The organism is Pseudoduganella sp. GW821-FHT11H04 (assembly GCF_058807935.1).
In genome coordinates this window covers 48,151-64,439 of the sequence record NZ_JBXARE010000016.1, presented here as the reverse complement: position 1 = coordinate 64,439, position 16,289 = coordinate 48,151, and the positions used below count along the sequence as shown (strand labels likewise).

15 protein-coding genes are annotated in these 16,289 nt (G+C 61.1%); 9 read left to right on the top strand and 6 right to left on the bottom strand.

Going from position 1 to position 16,289, the window contains the following annotated elements; translation table 11 throughout:
- Positions 1-31: 31 nt before the first annotated feature.
- A complete protein-coding gene (locus AC1RTP_RS24690; protein WP_498611291.1) occupies positions 32-2,341 on the bottom strand; it encodes a UvrD-helicase domain-containing protein in 2,310 nt (769 codons plus the stop codon).
- Positions 2,342-2,435: 94 nt separating this feature from the next.
- Between AC1RTP_RS24690 and AC1RTP_RS24685 the strand changes: the two genes are divergently transcribed.
- Entirely contained in the window at positions 2,436-3,449 is a 1,014-nt protein-coding gene (locus AC1RTP_RS24685; protein ID WP_498611290.1) for a hypothetical protein, read from the top strand.
- 6 nt (positions 3,450-3,455) lie between these two features.
- On the opposite strand, the gene AC1RTP_RS24680 is transcribed toward AC1RTP_RS24685, so the two are convergent.
- The 3 genes from AC1RTP_RS24680 to AC1RTP_RS24670 are packed head-to-tail and all read right to left on the bottom strand — an operon-like array spanning position 3,456 to position 5,641.
- Positions 3,456-4,220, bottom strand: a complete 765-nt coding sequence (locus AC1RTP_RS24680) for a BPSS1780 family membrane protein (RefSeq protein ID WP_498611289.1) — start codon at positions 4,218-4,220, stop codon at positions 3,456-3,458.
- Between the two features lie 2 nt (positions 4,221-4,222).
- On the bottom strand, positions 4,223-5,179 hold the full coding sequence (locus AC1RTP_RS24675; protein WP_498611288.1) for a homoserine kinase: 957 nt from the start codon (positions 5,177-5,179) through the stop codon (positions 4,223-4,225).
- 36 nt (positions 5,180-5,215) lie between these two features.
- Positions 5,216-5,641 (bottom strand): hypothetical protein, encoded by a 426-nt coding sequence (locus tag AC1RTP_RS24670; RefSeq protein ID WP_498611287.1) that lies wholly within the window; start codon positions 5,639-5,641, stop codon positions 5,216-5,218.
- 109 nt (positions 5,642-5,750) lie between these two features.
- Between AC1RTP_RS24670 and polA the strand changes: the two genes are divergently transcribed.
- From polA to AC1RTP_RS24635, 7 genes are all read left to right on the top strand, one after another.
- Positions 5,751-8,513: a DNA polymerase I gene (gene polA / locus AC1RTP_RS24665; protein ID WP_498611286.1), complete on the top strand. Its 2,763-nt coding sequence runs from the start codon at positions 5,751-5,753 to the stop codon at positions 8,511-8,513.
- Between the two features lie 229 nt (positions 8,514-8,742).
- Positions 8,743-9,573 (top strand): dienelactone hydrolase family protein, encoded by an 831-nt coding sequence (locus AC1RTP_RS24660; protein ID WP_498611285.1) that lies wholly within the window; start codon positions 8,743-8,745, stop codon positions 9,571-9,573.
- Positions 9,574-9,703: 130 nt separating this feature from the next.
- Entirely contained in the window at positions 9,704-10,417 is a 714-nt protein-coding gene (locus AC1RTP_RS24655) for a ZIP family metal transporter (protein WP_498611284.1), read from the top strand.
- 53 nt (positions 10,418-10,470) lie between these two features.
- Positions 10,471-11,073: a type VI secretion system-associated FHA domain protein TagH gene (gene tagH, locus AC1RTP_RS24650; protein ID WP_498611283.1), complete on the top strand. Its 603-nt coding sequence runs from the start codon at positions 10,471-10,473 to the stop codon at positions 11,071-11,073.
- A gap of 9 nt (positions 11,074-11,082) precedes the next feature.
- Positions 11,083-11,853: a PP2C family protein-serine/threonine phosphatase gene (locus AC1RTP_RS24645; RefSeq protein ID WP_498611282.1), complete on the top strand. Its 771-nt coding sequence runs from the start codon at positions 11,083-11,085 to the stop codon at positions 11,851-11,853.
- Positions 11,850-13,676, top strand: a complete 1,827-nt coding sequence (locus AC1RTP_RS24640) for a protein kinase domain-containing protein (RefSeq protein WP_498611281.1) — start codon at positions 11,850-11,852, stop codon at positions 13,674-13,676. The genes AC1RTP_RS24645 and AC1RTP_RS24640 overlap by 4 nt, the downstream gene beginning before the upstream one ends.
- Positions 13,673-14,152 (top strand): TssQ family T6SS-associated lipoprotein, encoded by a 480-nt coding sequence (locus AC1RTP_RS24635; RefSeq protein ID WP_498611280.1) that lies wholly within the window; start codon positions 13,673-13,675, stop codon positions 14,150-14,152. Before AC1RTP_RS24640 ends, AC1RTP_RS24635 begins: the two co-directional genes overlap by 4 nt.
- 3 nt (positions 14,153-14,155) lie before the next feature.
- On the opposite strand, the gene AC1RTP_RS24630 is transcribed toward AC1RTP_RS24635, so the two are convergent.
- A complete protein-coding gene (locus AC1RTP_RS24630; RefSeq protein WP_498611279.1) occupies positions 14,156-14,341 on the bottom strand; it encodes a hypothetical protein in 186 nt (61 codons plus the stop codon).
- Between the two features lie 164 nt (positions 14,342-14,505).
- Between AC1RTP_RS24630 and AC1RTP_RS24625 the strand changes: the two genes are divergently transcribed.
- A complete protein-coding gene (locus tag AC1RTP_RS24625; protein ID WP_498611278.1) occupies positions 14,506-15,297 on the top strand; it encodes a UCP032817 domain-containing protein in 792 nt (263 codons plus the stop codon).
- A gap of 131 nt (positions 15,298-15,428) precedes the next feature.
- Here the strand turns inward: AC1RTP_RS24625 and AC1RTP_RS24620 are convergent, their stop codons facing one another.
- The gene (locus AC1RTP_RS24620) at positions 15,429-16,283 is read right to left on the bottom strand and encodes a sulfurtransferase (protein ID WP_498611277.1); all 855 of its coding nucleotides are present in this window, start codon (positions 16,281-16,283) and stop codon (positions 15,429-15,431) included.
- Positions 16,284-16,289: the final 6 nt, after the last annotated feature.

The window sequence follows — 16,289 nt, the reverse complement described above, 5'->3', positions numbered from 1 at the left end:
GGAAATGCGAAGATTTCCGCCCTGAGCGGGATCAGAGACGTTCCAGCTTGGCGACCGAGAGGTCGAGCACCTTCATGCCGAAGGAGCCGAAGTTGATTTGCGCGCGGCAGTTGGCGCCACTGCCTTCGATGTTGACGATCACGCCTTCGCCGAACTTGGTATGCGCCACCGATTCGCCAATGCGCCAGCCGCCCGAAGCGCCGGAGCGTTCGTTCATGCGCGCGGCCAGGCGGTTGTCGGCGCTCGGTACTGAAGGCATCTCATCCCACGCCGACTTGCGCGAGCCGGTGCTGAACCAGTTGCCCTGTTGGACGCGGGCGGTCAGCCACTTCAGCGATTCCTCCGGCAGTTCGTCGAAGAAGCGCGACTTCATGTTGTAGCGCGTCTGGCCGTGCAGCATACGGGTCTGGCAGAACGCCATATATAAACGCTTACGGGCACGCGTGATCGCGACGTACATCAGGCGACGTTCTTCCTCAACACCGCCTTCCTCCTTCGAGCTGCTTTCGTGAGGGAACAAGCCTTCTTCCAGGCCGGTGATGAAGACGTTGTCGAATTCCAGGCCCTTGGCCGAGTGCACCGTCATCAGCTGCAGCGCATCCTGGCCTTCCTGCGCCTGGTTGTCGCCGGCTTCCAGCGAGGCGTGCGAGAGGAAAGCGGACAGCGGCGACATCACGGTTGCCAGCGGCGCGTCGGCGTCGATGATTTCCACGCCATCGGCCACCACCACTTGGGCGCCAGCGGAGGCAGAAGCCTGGGGGCCGAGGTGCGCAGGCGCGCCTTGGCCGAAGCCTTCTTCCGACACGAACTGCGTGGCAGCGCTGACCATCTGCTCCAAGTTCTCGACGCGGTCTGCGCCTTCTTTCTCGTTCGTGTAATGCTGCAGCAGGCCGGAAGAATCCAGCGTGATCTTCACCAGCTCCGGCAGCGCCAGTTGCTGCGTCTCGAATCGCACGCCTTCAATCAGCTTGGTGAAGGCTGCTAGCGAGGTGCCTGCCTTGCCGACCATGTAAGGCACGGCGGCGTACAGCGAGCAGTTGTAAGTGGCCGCTGCGTTCTGCAACTGCTCGATCGAGCGCGCACCGATGCCGCGCGCCGGGAAGTTCACCACACGCAGGAAAGCCGAATCATTGTGCGGGTTATCCATCAGCTGAAGGTAGGCGATGGCGTGCTTGACCTCAGCGCGCTGGAAGTAGCGCAGGCCGCCGTACACGTGATAAGGCATACCGGCCGAGAACAGCGCATGTTCGATCACGCGCGATTGTGCATTGGAGCGGTACAGGATGGCGATCTCGCGGCGCAGGGCGCCTTCCGCGATCAGCGACTTCGCTTCCTCGATGATCCACTGCGCTTCCTGCAAGTCCGAGCTGGCCTCGTACACGCGCACCGGCTCGCCGTGACCGGCGTCGGTGCGCAGGTTCTTGCCCAGGCGGCGGCTGTTATTCGCGATCAGCATATTAGCCGCATCCAGGATGTGGCCGTGCGAGCGGTAATTCTGTTCCAGCTTGATCAGGTTCTGTACGCGGAACTCGCTTTCGAAGGCCTGCATATTGCCCACGTTGGCGCCGCGGAAGGCGTAGATGCTCTGGTCATCGTCGCCCACGGCGAACAACGCACCACCGAATTGCGAGCCGTGGCCGGCCATCAGTTTCAGCCAGGCATATTGCAGGTTATTCGTATCCTGGAACTCGTCGACCAGGATGTGGCGGAAGCGCTGCTGGTAGTGCTGGCGCAGCGGCTCGTTGCGCGACAACAGTTCGTAGGTGCGCAGCAGCAGTTCCGCAAAGTCCACCACGCCTTCGCGCTGGCACTGGTCGTCGTACAGCTGGTACAACTCGACCAGCTTGCGCTCCAGCGCGTCGTAGGCCTCCACCTGCGAGGCGCGCAAGCCCTGGTCTTTGTTATTGTTGATGAAGTACATCACCTGCTTCGGCGGGAACTTCTCATCATCGATGTTGTTCGCCTTAAGCAGGCGCTTGATCATCGACAGCTGGTCTTGCGAGTCGAGGATCTGGAAAGTCTGTGGCAGCGCAGCGTCCTTGTAGTGCGTGCGCAGCAGGCGGTTACACAGGCCGTGGAAGGTGCCGATCCACATGCCGCGTGTATTGATCGGCAACATGGCGCTCAAACGGGTGAGCATTTCCTTCGCCGCTTTATTGGTAAAGGTCACCGCCAGCACACCGGCCGGGGAAACCTGGCCAGTCTGGATCAGCCACGCGATACGGGTGGTCAGCACGCGCGTCTTACCCGATCCGGCGCCGGCCAGGATCAGGGCATTTTGCGGTGGCAGGGTGACAGCTGCGAGTTGTTCGGGATTGAGGTTGTGGAGGAGATTTTGCATCCCGCCATTATACCGGCGTGGGGCCTGCGCAGCCGGTGGCTACATGTGTTGGGGATATAATGAACTTTGTTAAAACATCAATATTGTTCTGATTATGCGCATCCAAAAATTGCTGGTGCTCACCACATTCATCGGTCTGCAGGGGTGTATCGTTCCTGCGGCGCGGGATGCGATGACCAGGTGGGACGACTATGGCCTCGTGGCGGCGCGTCAAATCGACAATCAGAATTTCCTTGTACTTGTCACCACCTATCATCAGCGGGGAGAGTTTGATCCCTTGGGCGGGCATGGTTCCCATATTGTGACCCGCAGTATTGACCTTGAGCTTTTGCGATTAACTGTGACCGAGCATGGATTAGAAACAAAGAAAGTGGACGCCCGAAGGTTTGAGACCGAGAAACAGATAAGCGACTGGGGATATGTTACCAACGCGGGGATTGATCTGGCCCAAGCACGCATCGTTCTGAATGCTCCGAAAGAAAATTCCCGTGCTTTGCGCCGCTATTTCACGGGTAATTTGGAAATTGAGGGCTTAGACAATAACGAAGTTGTCCATAAGAAGGTTCGCGGCTTGGTCAATGGTCGGGAGTGTGTATTGTCGTTGCCACCTTCGCCAACGGAACGAAACACTTTACGTGACTATGTTGCCAGCGACGGCGGCGAGTACCTCATGATCTTGGATGTCGCAGGTCCTAGGCTATTGCAGTCTGTGGTTCGAAATGCCGCGGTTCTCGACCTATGCAAATCGAATATGGCGAGGCGCGAAGTTCTGTTTCCCATTGCGGAGACAACTGGATTCTCTACCAAGCCTGACGGAAGCCTACATGTCGTTCGTGGAATCACGCGAGACACCAAGGCCCCGGAAGATAATCGGAAGGTCTATGAAGTGCAGATATATCCGGGACCAGAGAGGCTTGCGTTCAAGGAAGTTGATTTAGGAATACAAGACAGGTACGCCAATATTTCGGACAAGTTCATGTTTGACGAACAAACACGCAGTTTTCACTGGATCGTGGTGCCTTACAAGAATCCTCGCTATAAGCTGATCTCGTATGATGCGCGGAGCGCAAAGATGGTTACACACGAGTTCACGGTAGAGAAGCCGTGACTCGCTTTACGCATCCTTGGCTGGCAGCTCCGGCGCGCCGAAAATCGTGCGATAAGCGGCGTACACCGAGCACTGGAAAATCATCGCGATCACCATCAGCAGCGATTGGACGATCGCCATGCCAAGCAGGGTCTTGCCCAGCAAGAACAGCACGACCTGGGTCAGCAGCATCACGATCAGCATCCAGCTCAGGAAGAACAGGATGAAGGCGCGCAGTGCACGCCATACGCCGAAGAAGCTGAAGAACAGGGCCTTGCCCACGCCCATTTGCTGCCAGAAGATTAATGGCGCGGCGAACAGCATCGCCATGCTGACCGGCAGGGATAACAGGAATACCACTAGCATGGCAGTGCCGAAATTACCCACGGCCGCTGCCGCTTCAGGCTGCAGCTGCTGCTGCGCCAGCTGGCGCATGATGTCGCCCCCGACTACCACGCCGAAGATCAGGAACAGCGCTACAACCGCCACCGTGAACATGGAGCCCAGGCCGAGCAATCGCGGGAATACCGGCTTTTCAAAGATTGGGCGCAACATTTCCGGCGCCAGGTTTTGCTGGCGGTCTGCTGTGGCGCAGGCTTGCACGAATACCGCCGTGAAGACAGGCGTCAGCACGAATGGCAGCAACTGGCCCAGGATGGGAATGATCCCCACCACCAAGCCCGCCACCAGGTAAGCCAGCATCAACAGCATCAGCCCGCCGGGCTGTTTGCGGAAGATGGCGAAGCCTTCGCGGATCCAGGCGACACCTGTGCTGGCGGGAATATTACTCATTTTTAATACAACTCCGGTGCCGGAACGGCAATGCGCGCGCGCAGGATGCGCTCAAAGTGGGTAGGGTCGTGCGGCGTCAGCATTTCTGCGGCGCGCGGCAAGTGAAGGTCGTACATGCGCGAAATCCAGAAGCGCAGGGCGCCGGCGCGCAGCATGGCTGGCCACAGCGAGTGTTCGGTCGCGGTGAATGGACGCACGGCGTGGTAGGCGTCCAGCATGCCGCGCACGCGTGCTTCGTCCAGGGCGCCAGTGGCCAGGTCGATGCACCAGTCGTTGACGGTCACCGCCACGTCGAACAGCCAGCTGTCGCAGCCTGCGAAGTAGAAGTCGAAGAAGCCGGTCAAGCGCTCTCCGTCGAACATCACGTTATCGCGGAACAGGTCGGCGTGCACCGGGCCGCGTTGCAGCTCGTGGTACTCGGTGGAAGCGTGCAGCGCTTCCTGGAATTTCATTTCTTCGTGCAGCAGGTGGGCCTGTTCCAGCGCGATGTGAGGCAACACGGCGGCAGTCGCTTCGCGCCACCACGGCAGGGCGCGCAGGTTAGGCTGGTCCAGCTTGAAGTCCCGGCCGGCAAGGTGCATACGGGCCAGCATGCCGCCCACTGCGGCGCAATGCACCGGCTGCGGCGCCATTTGCGGCTTTCCTTCGAGCTTGGAGACGATGGCAGCCGGCTTGCCGTGCAGCGGCACGCACAGTTCGCCCTTGTCGTTGGGGACCGGGGCCGGCACCAGTACGCCGTGTTCGGCCAGGTGGCGCATCAGCTGCAGGTAGAACGGCAGCTGCGCAAACGTGAGGTTTTCAAAAATCGTGAGCACGTACTCGCCGCGCTCCGTTGTCAGGAAAAAGTTGCTGTTTTCGATGCCGGACGCGATACCTTTCAGCGCGACGGCTTTGCCAAGAGGGAATTGCGAAATCCAATGGCCGACATCTTCCAGTGTGACCGGGGTAAAAACTGCCATGAGAAACCAGGTTAAATGTTCGTTCGGGGCGCGCGCTTACTTAGTCGGCGCGGCCGGCTGGGATGGCATAGGTGGCGGCGGCGGGCCGTCCTCCTTTTCCGCCTCCTCGGCAGAGCGTTTCTTCTTCTTGCTGAGGACGTCGAACTCAAACACGGTCCACTGCGGGCCACGATTGGCCAGGCCGGCGGCATCGCCGGGCAGTGCACTGCCAGCCGGGGTATTCGGCTTGACGGTATATGTGCTTCCGCCGCTGTGGACCTTAGCTTCGGTCACGCGGCCGCCTTCACGCTTTTCCACAATCTTGGTCTGTGGGCTCGGTTTCGAGCTCACTGTTACCGGGTTGTCCACTTCTTCGATCTGCTCCAGCTTTTGCGGCTGTTGCTGGGGCGGAGCCGATTGCGCGGCCGCGCCGGTAGCCAACAGGACGAGGGGGAGGGCAATCCAGGAAATTGGGGCGCTCATGATGGGATTTCGTTCAATTTATTGGTTTGACCATTGTATCAAAAGCCCTCCTGTCCCGTTGTAAAACTCTGCGATAATGGAATATTGAGATTTACACCACATACCTGCTATGCAAAAGACCCTGTTGCTGGTCGATGGTTCCAGCTACCTGTACCGTGCCTTCCACGCCTTGCCTGACCTGCGCAGTGCAGAAGGCCATCCAACCGGCGCCATGCACGGCATGGTCAATATGCTGCGTCGCCTGCGCGCTGACTTCCCGGCTGCATATATCGCGTGCGTTTTCGACGCCAAGGGCAAGACTTTCCGCGACGATATGTACCCCGACTATAAGGCGACCCGTGCGCCGATGCCGGACGACCTGCGCCTGCAGATCGAACCTATCCACGAGGCGGTGCGCGCCATGGGCTGGCCGATCCTGATGGTGGAGGGTGTGGAGGCGGACGACGTGCTGGGCACCCTGTCGGTGCAGGCCGAACAAGCCGGCATGGACGTGGTGATTTCCACCGGCGACAAAGACCTGGCGCAGCTGGTGACCTCGAAAGTCATGCTGATCAACACCATGACCAATGAGAAGCTGGACGAGGCGGGCGTGCTGGCCAAGTTCGGCGTGCCGCCAAATCGCATCATTGATTACCTGACCCTGATAGGCGACACCGTCGACAACGTGCCCGGCGTGGCCAAGTGCGGACCGAAAACCGCGCTGAAATGGCTGCAGGAGTACGACAGCCTGGCCGGCATCATGGAAAACGCCGACAAGATCGGCGGCGTGGTGGGCGGCAACCTGCGTTCTGCGCTGGAATGGCTGCCTAAGGGACGTGAGCTGATCACCGTCAAGTGCGATTGTGACCTGTCGGCGCACATGATGTCGATTTCCGAATCGCTGGGCGCCAAGGATGAAGACCGCGAGCAGCTGATTGCCTTCTTCACAAAATACGGCTTCAAGACCCTGCTGCGCGAACTGTCCGGCCTGACGCCGGCCGCACCGTCCGCTGGCAGCCCTGCCGCCGCACGTGCCGCCGAACCAGCGCCGGGCGCCACCGCGGACTTGTTCGCCGCGCCGCCTGCCACCATCAGCTACGAGACTGTGCTGACCGAGGAACAGCTGGATGCGTGGATTGCGCGCATCGATGCTGCCGAACTCACCGCGCTCGATACCGAAACCACTTCGCTGGAACCTATGCTGGCGGAGATGGTCGGCATTTCGCTGTCGACCGAGCCCGGTATCGCCTGCTACATCCCGCTGGCGCACCGTTATCCGGACGCGCCGCAGCAGCTGCAGCGCGACTGGGTGCTGTCCAAGCTCAAGCCGTGGCTGGAAGACGCGAGCAAGCCTAAGCTGGGCCAGAACCTGAAGTACGACGCGCACATCTTTGCCAACCACGGCGTAGCCCTGCGCGGCATCGTCCATGACACGCTGCTGCAATCGTATGTGTTCGAGTCGCACCGCACCCACGATATGGACAGCCTGGCGCTGCGTCACCTGAACCACAAAACCATCGCCTACGAAGAGGTGTGCGGCAAGGGCGCCAGCCAGATCGGCTTCGACCAGGTTGAAATCGGCCGTGCAACCGAGTACGCGGCGGAAGATGCCGACATCACGCTGCGCCTGCACCTTGCCATGCACGGCCAGGTATCTGGCGATGAGGGCCTGACCCGCATCTACAGCACCATCGAGCTGCCGACCGCCGTGGTGCTGCAAAAGATCGAGCGTAACGGTGTATTGATTGACGCCGGATTGCTGGCCACTCAGTCGAATGAACTGGGCGCGCGCATCCTCGAGCTGGAGCAGAAGGCTTACGAACTGGCGGGCCAGCCGTTCAACCTCGGCTCGCCGAAACAGATCGGCGAAATCTTCTTCACCAAGCTGGAACTGCCGATCGTGAAGAAGACCCCGAGCGGAGCGCCTTCGACCGACGAAGAGGTGCTGCAAAAGCTGGCAGAAGATTACCCGCTGCCGAAAGTGCTGCTGGAATACCGCGGCATGGCCAAGCTCAAGTCGACCTACACCGACAAGCTGCCGAAGATGATCAACAAAGTTACTGGCCGCGTGCATACCAACTACGCGCAGGCGGTGGCGATTACGGGCCGCCTGGCTTCGAATGATCCGAACCTGCAGAACATCCCGGTGCGTACTGCCGAAGGGCGCCGTATCCGCGAGGCCTTCGTGGCACCGCCTGGCGCACACATTGTGTCGGCCGACTATTCGCAGATCGAGCTGCGCATCATGGCCCATATTTCGGGCGATGAAGCGATGCTGCGCGCCTTCCACGAAGGCGAGGATATTCACCGCGCTACCGCTGCCGAAATCTTTGGGGTGGCGCCTTCCGAGGTGCAGCCGGAACAGCGCCGTTATGCCAAGGTGATTAACTTTGGCCTGATCTACGGCATGAGCGCGTTCGGTTTGGCGGCCAATCTGGGTATCGACCGCACCGCTGCGCAGAATTACATCGACCGCTATTTTGCACGCTTCGCCGGCGTTAAGCGCTATATGGACGAAACCCGTGCGGAAGCCAAGGCGCAGGGTTTTGTGCAGACTGTGTTCGGGCGTCGCCTGTGGCTGCCGGAGATCAATTCGCCGAACGGTCCCCGCCGCCAGGGTGCGGAGCGCGCGGCGATCAATGCGCCGATGCAGGGGACTGCTGCGGACTTGATCAAGCTGGCCATGATCGCGGTGCAGGATTGGATCGAGCGCGAGGGGCTGGCGTCCAAAATGATCATGCAGGTGCACGATGAACTGGTGCTCGAGGTGCCGGATACGGAGCTGGCGCTAGTTAAAGAGATGCTGCCGAAGCTGATGGCGGGCGTGGCGGAGCTCAAAGTGCCGCTGGTGGCCGAAGTCGGTGTTGGCTGCAATTGGGAAGAGGCGCACTAAACCCGGTAAACCTGGGTCAGACCCAAGGGTCTGACCCTGTCAGATCATCCGTCGCGGGCGGGTCTAAGGTTTTTGACTTATTTCGAAGGTCAAAGGCCCAGAAGCCCACCAATAGCAGGCGAATAGACTGGGTCTGACCCCGGTTTACCGGGTTTAAAAAAGGCCAAAATTTGTCACCACTGACAATTTTTGGCAGTCCACAAAGACAAACCTTGTCAACAGGAGACTCATGAAGGTAGACCGTCGCGAATTCATCAAAGCCGCCCTCGGCACCGGTTTCGCCGCCGCAGTGATGCCAATCCAGGCCCAAACCGTGATCAGCACCGACACCAAGGGCATCACCGCGGGTACGATCCACATCAAAGTCGCCGGCCAAACCGTCCCGGTCTACCGCGCCCAGCCCGAAGGCAAAACCAAGCTCCCGGTCATTCTTGTCGTTTCCGAAATTTTCGGCGTCCACGAGCACATTGCCGATGTAGTGCGCCGCTTCGCCAAAGCCGGCTACCTTGCCCTGGCGCCCGACCTCTTCGTCCGACAGGGCGATGCCGGCGCCGTGCAATCCATCCCCGACCTGATGGCCAACATCATCCGCAAAACTCCTGACGCCGAAGTGATGGCCGACCTTGATGCGGTCGTGGAGTGGGCGCGCACTAACGGCGGCGACACTAGCCGCCTTGGCATTACCGGTTTCTGCTACGGCGGCCGCATCACCTGGCTGTACAGCCATTACAACCCTCGGGTGAAAGCCGGCGTTGCCTGGTACGGCCGCCTGGCCGGCGAACGCACCGCAGCCTGGCCGAAGCTGCCGGTCGACATCGCGCCGGACCTGAAAGTGCCGGTCCTGGGCCTGTACGGCGGCAAAGACCAGGGTATCACCCAGGAAAACGTGGAGCAGATGCGCGCCGGCCTGGCGCAAGGAAATAGCAAATCGACCATCCACGTCTATCCCGACGCCCCGCACGGCTTCAACGCCGACTACCGCCAGGAATACCGCCCGGAGGAAGCGAAGGACGGCTGGCAGCGTACTCTGGCCTGGTTCAAGGCCAACGGCGTAGCCTAAGTTAGCGAAAAATGCGCCCGGGCGGTAAAATGCCCGGTTTGCATACCGAGGAAGCATCATCGATCCCGTCCTGATTTCCATCCTGCTGGCCACCACGATTGCCGGCGTTGCCAGCATTACGGCGGCGGCGGTGTTTTCGTTCGCCCTGCTGTCGAAGGTGGTCGAGAAGATGGTCAGCTTGTCGGTCGGCATCATGCTGTCCACCTCCTTGCTGCACGCACTACCGGAAGCTTTTGAATCGGGCACCGACCCGCGTCACCTGTTTGGCGCCTTGCTGGCCGGCTTGCTGGCCTTCTTCCTGCTCGAAAAACTGGCCATCCTGCGCCACTCGCACCACCACGAACACGACGGCCACCACCATCACCACGGCCACGACAAGGCCGAAGCAGGCCGCGCCGGCTGGATGATCCTGCTGGGCGACGGCATGCACAATTTCACCGATGGCATCCTGATCGCGGCCGCCTTCCTGGCCAACCCGGAGCTGGGTATCGTCACCGGCGTCGCCATCATCGCCCATGAAATCCCGCAGGAAATCGGCGATTTCATCGTGCTGCTGAATGCCGGTTTCTCGCGCACCCGCGCCTATGTCTACAACCTGCTGTGCAGCCTGCTCGCCGTAGCTGGCGGCCTGCTCGGTTATTACACTTTGGACAAGGCCACCAACCTGATTCCTTTCGTGCTGGTGTTCGCTTCTTCAGGCTTCATTTACATCGCGGTCAGCGACCTGATGCCACAAATGCAACGCCGCGCAACCATGCGTGAAACCATCCCACAAGTTTTACTTATAGCATTAGGTGTTGTAATTGTGCTATTTTTGACCGGAAGCGCGCACGATAGACATTAATCAGTTTCCGATTGGCATCATTTTTGCTACGCTAGGGGGATAGGAGACCCCCGATGCTCGAAACTTCGAACGAACACCAAACCGCCGAAACCCTGATGGCCGCTTTCCAGCGCGGCGCAGGGGTGCAACCCAACTGGCAACTCACGCCAGAATTCATGGAAATGCTGGGCAAGCTGGTAGCCACCTCGATCGGCGGCGCACATAAGCTGCTGGAAACCCGAGCCGAACTCAAACGCGATATCCACGCCGATGCAACGGTAGTGGTGGTGCGCAACAACAATCCCCTCAAATTCCTGCCTGACAGCCTGGCCGCCAAAACCCAGATGCTGCGCAAGAAGATGCCTGGCTTTATGGGGCCGGTGGAAGCGCTGGAGGACGCCTTTGACGACCTGGCCGCGCACCAGCAGTGCGTGATGGCCGGCATGGAAGGCGCCGTGGCCGAAGCCCTGAAACGCATTTCGCCGGAAGCGATCGAAGCCCGCCATCGCAGCAGCCCGCTGGCCGCGGTGCTGCCGATGATGCGCAAAGCTGCGCTGTGGGACCGCTACTGCGACAAGCACGCGGCCCTGGCCAAGGCATCCGCTACCGACTTCCACGCCAACCTTGGCGACGCCTTCCTGGCTGCGTACGAGCGCAAACTGGATCAAATGGAGTAAGGAGTAGCCATGGCCGATATGCCCCAGCGCATTGCGCTCAATGTCGCGGAGGTTTCCTCCGTCGGCGGACGTGCATCGAACCAGGATGCCATTGGCCGCGCCGAGCGCGGCGAACTGGCATGCTTCGTCATCTCTGACGGCGCAGGCGGCCATGAAGGCGGCGAAGTCGCGGCGCAAACGGTGGTGCAATCGGTATTAAGCAATTTCGGCGAGCGTCCGGCCTTCAGCGCCGACGCCACGCCCGCCATGGTGGCTGAAGCGGCCATCGCCGTGGCACGCAGCAAGAAGCAGCGCCCATCGCTGCAAGGCATGAGCGCCACGGTGGCGCTGGCGCTGGTGGACCGCGCAGGCGCGCAAGCCACCTGGGCGCATATGGGCGACACCCGCATCTACCTGTTCCGCGCGGGACGCCTGCTGCAGGCCACGCGCGACCACAGCATGGTGCAGCAGATGATCGATGCCGGCCTGGCTGCCGGCGCCGATCCGCGCAGCCATCCAAAACGGAATGTGCTGTATGCTGCCATTGGAACTGAAAACGAAGTGCCTCCTTCAGTGCAACCTCCGCTGGCCCTGCGCGCCGGCGATGCAATCCTGATCTGCACCGACGGCCTGTGGGAATGGGTCGCCGAGCCGCAGATGGAATTGCTGCTGGCGAAAGCAGGCAGCGCTCAAGAATGGCTGGCGGCGATTTGCGCCCTGGCCGACGAGCGCGCGGGCCTGGTGCACAAGGCCCGTGACAACTACAGCGCGCAGGCTATCTTTATTGGTGACGCTTCATGAACAAAGCAGCTGAGTTGATCAACCTGCCTAATTGCCTGCCGGTCGGTACCCGCATCGCAGAATTCGAAATCCGCCAGGTGATCGGGGAGGGCGGCTTTGGCATCGTCTACCTCGCTTTCGACCACTCCTTGCAGCGCACCGTCGCGATCAAGGAGTACATGCCGTCGGCGCTGGCTGCGCGTTCGACCGACCATACCGTTTGCGTGCGCTCCAAGCGCCACTCGGAGGCGTTCGAGGCGGGGCTGCGCAGCTTCATCAACGAAGCGCGCTTGCTGGCGCAGTTCGACCATCCGGCGCTGGTGAAGGTCTACCGCTTCTGGGAGCAGCACGGTACCGCATACATGGTGATGCGCTATTACGAAGGCCGCACCTTGAAGTCGGTGTTGCGCGATAACCCGGAGCTGGTGAACGAGGCCTGGCTTAAGCGCTTGCTGAAACCTATCCTGAGTGCGCTCGATAAGCTGTACGCGGCGAGCATCCTGCACCGCGACGTTTCGCCCGAAAACATCATGATTCAGCCGGACGGCAAGCCGGTGCTGCTCGACTTTGGCGCCGCGCGCCAGATCGTGCAGGACATGGCGCAGTCTTTGACCGTGATCCTGAAGCCGGGTTTTGCGCCGGTCGAACAGTATGCGGATGACGAGTCCATGCGCCAGGGGCCTTGGACGGATATCTATTCGCTGTCGGCGGTAATGTACGCCGCTATTACCGGCAAGGCGCCACCCGCTGCCGTGGCGCGCATGCTGAATGATCCGATTGAGCCCTTGGCTATCACGGGACGCGAAGGCTACAGCACGCAATTCCTGGAAGCGATTGATCGCGGCATGGCTGTGCGTCCGGAGATTCGTCCGCAGACCATCGCCGAATTTGCGATCTTGCTGGGGCTGGAAGGCGTGCGCCAGTCGCGCAGTTCTTCCAAGTCAGCAGCGGCCGCAACGCCGTCCGCCGGCATTGCAGGTGTGGCTGCTCCCGCCGCTCCTGCTGCCGCTGCTGCGGTCGCGACCCCGGCTCCTGCTGCCGATAAAGCCGACACGCCTGCACCTGCCTCGGCATCCGCAGCGGCTGCCGAGGTGCGCGAAGCGCCGGCTGCATCCCAAACTCCAGCCGCTAGCGCAGGCAGGGCCGCACCGGCAGCCGCTGATCCTGCCAAGCGCTCGAGCCGCAACAAGAAAACTGCGCCTGATTCCGCTAAGCCTGCCATGCCAGCGGCAAGCGGCAAGCGCCCCTCGAATACCGTGATTGGCGCAGGCGTTGCAGTGCTGGCGCTGATGGTTGCCGGCATTGCCTGGTTCGCCGACGGCAGCCCGGTCGCACCGGCAGCAAGCCATGCGCAGAGCGCCGATGCCCAATTGGCGAGTAATGCTGCCAGCGCGGCCTCCGCTGACGCCAGCGCAGCCAGCAACGCAAGCGCTGCTGGCTCCACTGCTGTACAGCCACAAACCGTAACCTCGGCCAGCGCCGCCGCGGCCAGCACAGGCGCTGCATCGCAAGCCACAGCATCGTCCGCGCTCGCAATCGCATCCGCCTCTGCCAGCGCCGCAGCAAATGGCAAGGCGAGCACCGCCACCGGCGCGCCAGCGCAGGCCGCAGCTGCGGAACCGAGCGCACCCACTAGCGGAACCGTCTCCATCGCCGTGCAGCCGTGGGCTACAATCTACGTCGACGGCGTACAGAAGGGCATCACACCGCCCCTGAAGAAACTGACGCTGCCTTTGGGCGAACACGAAATTCGCCTGGAGAACCCCAACTTCCCAGCCTACGTCCACAAGGTTAATGTCGACGCCAGGAAGCCCGTGACCATCAAACACGACTTTGGAGCATGAAGAGAACGCTCGCCCTGATCGCAGCCACGCTAGTACTGGCCGGCTGCGAAACCTTCGACCTGCAGCAGCAAGAGCCGGCGCAAGCTCCGGCTGCGGCGTCGAAGCCAGCCGCCCCGGCACAAGCGAAGGCCGCGACGCCTGTAGCTCAGCCGGCTCCGCCCGAACTGCCGCCATCCCGCAAAGCGCTGAACGCCGGCATCGACATGTATAAAGCAGGTAATTTCAACGGCGCGATCAAACAGCTCACCACCGCACCGGAACTGTCCAAGGCCGAAACGCCGCTGCAACTGGAAGCGATCAAATACACCGCCTTCAGCTACTGCGTCACCAACCGCATCACGCTGTGCCGCCAGCAATTCGTGAAAGCATTCCAACTGGATAAGACTTTCGACCTGAGCCCAGGCGAAAAGGGGCACCCGCTCTGGACGCCGTCCTTCGAGCGAGCGCGCAAGGAAGCTGCTGCCAAGAAGAAGTAAGGATCAGTGAACGACCTGCAGCGCCGGAGTATGGCGCAGCAGGTTCATGATTTCCTCATCACGGAAGCCATTTTGTTTGAGGAAAATCCATGCGTGGATGCTGCCCGCTTCCACATTGATGCGCATGGCAATCTGGACGATGTCCTGTGAGCCGAAGTCCGTAGCCGACAGCTCTGTTCTGATTTTCATAATTTTGCCCCCGCGACAAGCTCGTTATCCCCGACGAACTCTCAAGAACATAGTCACACTTTCTCACCAAAATTACCAACGGAAAGCGAGCTGATGCGGCAAGCGCACCACGTTGTAATACACTTGTCACAATCTTTTCATAGGCTGGCATCATGATTTGGACAATGATGAATACCTGGTACGCGCAACGCATCATGCAGCGTTCGCGGCACGGCAAGGCGCTCAAGGAATTGCCGCCTACCCTGTACGATTACTGGAAAAGCAGCGCCCGCAACGAATATCACGGCATCCCGGTGGATGCCGTTTTTTTTGCGCGCGCCACGATAGGCCTGCTCGACTTCTTCGAATGCGCCGCGCAGGATAAGGCGCCATGCGCCTTGCCATCCAAGGCCGCCGACTCGGTCTGGCACGCCTGGCTGCGACTATCGCCGCTAAAACTGGAAGCCTTCTGCCGCAAGCACTTTGGCCGCGTGGTGCCGCATGTGGAAGGCGCCGCGATGGGCGGCAACCTGGATGAAGCCTTGGCGGTATGCCTGGTTCGCGCGCGAGAAGCGGAGGGCCTGAACCGAGAAGGCCCGCGCCTGCCCTCGCTCTTCTTGTTGGACAAGAAGTTAAAAATGCCGTTTGGCTTTGGGTATTCGGTGCAGCGCGGACAGCCCGGCTACAGCCAGCTCGACGCCTTCGGCCGCTTCGACCCGATGATCAGCTGCCCGCCGCAAATGGCCGCAGCAGGCCTGCTTGGTGCCGGCTTGATCACCTCCGCCCAATTCAACGAATTCGAAGAACGCGCCCGCCGGCAAGCAGCAAGCAATAGCGACGGCAGCAGCGGAAGCGGCTGCGGTTCCGGTTGCGGCAGCTCAGTAGACTGCAGCGACTCGTCGAGCTCAAGCTGCGACAGCGGAGGAAGCAGTTGCGGCAGCAGCTGTGGCAGCAGTTGCGGCGGAGGCGGCGACTAACCACAGCCGAGCCCGTGTCCCACCATGGGGTCACACCCCGACTGTGACACGGGCTCGGCTGTTACGTTGGTAGAGCTCGTGTCACACTTCGGGTGTGACCCCAAGGTGTGACACGAACTGGAGCGTGGGGATCAGGCTGGGCCGGTGGCGACGGGGCGGGTGGTGTCGGCGCACCATTCGGACCAGGAACCGGGGTAGAGGGCGGCGCCTGACATGCCGGCTACTTCGAGTGCCAGCAGGTTGTGGCAGGCGGTGACGCCGGAGCCGCATTGCATCACGGCTTTTTCGGGCGTGCCGACGATGGCGCTCAGCTCTTGCTTCAGCGTGGCGGCGTCTTTCATCCGGCCATCTGCTTGCAGGTTGTCTTTGAAGAAGCGGTTGCGTGCGCCGGGGATGTGGCCGCCCACCGGGTCGATCGTTTCATTCTCGCCGCGGAAGCGGTCGTTGGCGCGGGCGTCGATCACTTGCAGGCGCTTGCTGTCCAGGTTCTCCACCAGCTCGCCCACCGATACCGTGCGCACCAGCGATGGCTTGTCGGCGAGATTGCCGCGTGCGCGTGCAACGGTCGGCGTCACCAGCGGCAGGCTGGCGGCGCTCCATGCAGCGAGGCCGCCATCCAGTACGGCGACTGCGCCATGCCCGACCCAGCGCAGCAGCCACCACAGGCGTGCTGCGAACATGCCGCCGTGCGCGTCGTAAGCAACAACTTGCGAGTCTTCGTTGATGCCCCAGGCGCGCAGGGTTTCGATCAGCGCGGCGCGGTCCGGCAGCGGGTGGCGGCCGCGGAATACACCGTCGGCGCCTTTTTTCGGGCCTGAGAGGTCGGTGTCGATATTGGCGAATTGCGCGTTCGGGATGTGGCCTTCGGCAAAGGAGTTGCGGCCGAAGTCCGGATTCATCAGGTCGTGGCGGCAATCGAGGATGACCCATTTCGGGTCGTTCAGGCGCTGCGAAAGGGTGTTGGCGTCGATCAGGGTATTGAACATGCGTGG